The following is a 1,994-nucleotide window of genomic DNA, read 5'->3' as shown; positions in this document are numbered from 1 at the left end:
ATATTAGAGAATAACGAGGATATTAAGGGAATAACCATTGTGGGTGGTGTGCGTGCGTATATGGACAGTTACAATGACTATCCACATGCGCTATTAGAAGAATTACATAAGGCTGAAACGATAATTAAAGAATTAACTAACAGATAGTGATAGAGGAAAAGTATGAAGAGGAAAGCTAACTTTTTAAACTAGATAAAAATAATGCAGGGGGGACTCTATGGAAAGTGAGGAAAAAGCGATAAAAATCTATGATTTCATTAAAAATGGTGATATAGAACAAGCGAAAGAGATAATTATTACTGATAAAAGTTTGCTTGATTTTGTAACGCCTTATGGAACGTGGCTACATGTTTCGGCTAGAGCTGGTGAACTGGATATGATAAAATTTCTTGTTGAATCTGGTCTGGATATTAACCTTAATGAAGGTGTACCAAAGTCAGCGCCTATTGCACATGCAGCTAGTGAAGGTGAAATTGGTATTGTAGAGTACTTATTTGATAATGGTGCAATATTAGATGTTAGTGACCCAAATAGAAATCCACTATTTGCAGCTATTTATGGCGGACACCTTGATATTGTAAAGTTTCTCATTAAAAATGGTCTGGATATAAATATCAAGTATACAGAGAAGACTATGAAAGATATGGGAGCTTATGAATTTGCTATTGAAAGAGGACAAACAGAAATTGCTGAATATTTAAAAATTTATACTTAAGGTGGAAGCCATATATTGATTTAATAGAAAAGTATGGAACACCACATATAATGAATGTTTCGGGTTTGTGCCTTTTCTTGGATTAGGCGGATTAGAAAAGTTGAAAACTAATGATCATATTAATTTAATTACCCAATTCATTTAAAAGGAGAAATTTATATGGACTCTCAATCTGAGGTTAAGAGATTATATAGTTGTAGATTTTTAAAAAATCAATCGGAATGTGAAGAGTTTGATAATATATTAGAAAACTTAGCAGATTGTACTGATGAGAAGCTTATTAAAGAGTTGTGTATAGTATTTGAGGATGAAACACAAGCGGAAGAAGTTATGTTTGGTTTAGTTCATTTTATTGAAAGTTTTGAAATGGAAAAATATCTAACAGAGATGCCTAAAGCTTTACCAAAAATGGTTGAGAGTGCAAAAGAGTGGGCAATTCTACTAAACATAAGAATTTTAAATAGTGATTTATGTAGAAGTGAGTATGCTAAAGTGCTTGTAGGAATGAATCATGATATACAACTAACGGTAATTGATTTACTTAATGAAATTATTGCTGATGACCCTAAAAGATTTGAGAGCACTGCCAATGAGGTTCTTAGTCAATTACAGGGAGTTAATAAAAATAAATAAAAGTGAGAAATGAGTACATAGATGAAAAATAAATGAGAATTGTAGAAACAGTGGAAAGGCAATGTGAATGATATATATTTACAAATATAAGATAACTGTAGCGACCATTTGTATTATGGATAAAACTGAGAACACCCTAGCGAAGAGCTAGGGTGTTTGTGTTATATAGTTTCACCATATGCTTCCGAATTAGGAGCAGGAGTAATCAACGAATCCTTTGTAGCGTTTCCTATAATAGAATGTAGGTGTTTAACGTTTAAATATAGGAAGAAAAACAATTAAGCTTTTATTTTATTTAAAATGGATACTCTATTAGTAGTGAATAATAAATAATTTTGCTTTACTGTCTTAATTAAAATACGATCAGTTGTACCATATGCTGTTCCAATTCGGATTGCGCTTTTTTCTTCAACACCAGCATATGTATTATCTTCAGTTACCTCAGTGATTTCACATAATGGAATATGAATTTTAGAGAATTGCCATGAAATAATTAGTTCGTCTTTTGTTTTTTCAACATTAATACCTAACATGTTACCAAGACCTTTCTATATTAAGATTTTACTCTTTCAATTTTATTATACAAATTTACAGATTTTATTTCTATTTTTTTACAGGAATTATGCAAATAACAACGAGATAAATG

The 1,994-nt window shown here is 30.9% G+C and carries 4 protein-coding genes and 1 pseudogene; 4 read left to right on the top strand and 1 reads right to left on the bottom strand.

The features are described 5' to 3' along the window. The 4 genes and pseudogenes from AB3X48_RS22175 to AB3X48_RS21600 form a co-directional block, all read left to right on the top strand. Positions 1 to 147 (top strand): annotated as a pseudogene (locus AB3X48_RS22175) (hypothetical protein); the annotation flags it as partial. 70 nt (positions 148 to 217) lie between these two features. Continuing rightward, the gene (locus AB3X48_RS21610; RefSeq protein ID WP_087962562.1) at positions 218 to 715 is read left to right on the top strand and encodes an ankyrin repeat domain-containing protein; all 498 of its coding nucleotides are present in this window, start codon (positions 218 to 220) and stop codon (positions 713 to 715) included. Between the two features lie 67 nt (positions 716 to 782). After that, positions 783 to 860: a hypothetical protein gene (locus AB3X48_RS22150; protein WP_162617079.1), complete on the top strand. Its 78-nt coding sequence runs from the start codon at positions 783 to 785 to the stop codon at positions 858 to 860. A 14-nt stretch (positions 861 to 874) separates the two neighbouring features. After that, positions 875 to 1,348, top strand: a complete 474-nt coding sequence (locus tag AB3X48_RS21600; protein ID WP_002066158.1) for an Imm30 family immunity protein — start codon at positions 875 to 877, stop codon at positions 1,346 to 1,348. A gap of 278 nt (positions 1,349 to 1,626) precedes the next feature. On the opposite strand, the gene AB3X48_RS21595 is transcribed toward AB3X48_RS21600, so the two are convergent. Further along, positions 1,627 to 1,881: a SunI/YnzG family protein gene (locus AB3X48_RS21595; RefSeq protein ID WP_002066160.1), complete on the bottom strand. Its 255-nt coding sequence runs from the start codon at positions 1,879 to 1,881 to the stop codon at positions 1,627 to 1,629. Between the last annotated feature and the right edge of the window lie 113 nt (positions 1,882 to 1,994).

The sequence above is a fragment of the Bacillus sp. S4 genome, assembly GCF_040838205.1.
GTDB classification, from domain to species: Bacteria; Bacillota; Bacilli; order Bacillales; family Bacillaceae_G; genus Bacillus_A; species Bacillus_A cereus_U.
This window is presented reverse-complemented; position numbering and strand designations above follow the sequence as displayed.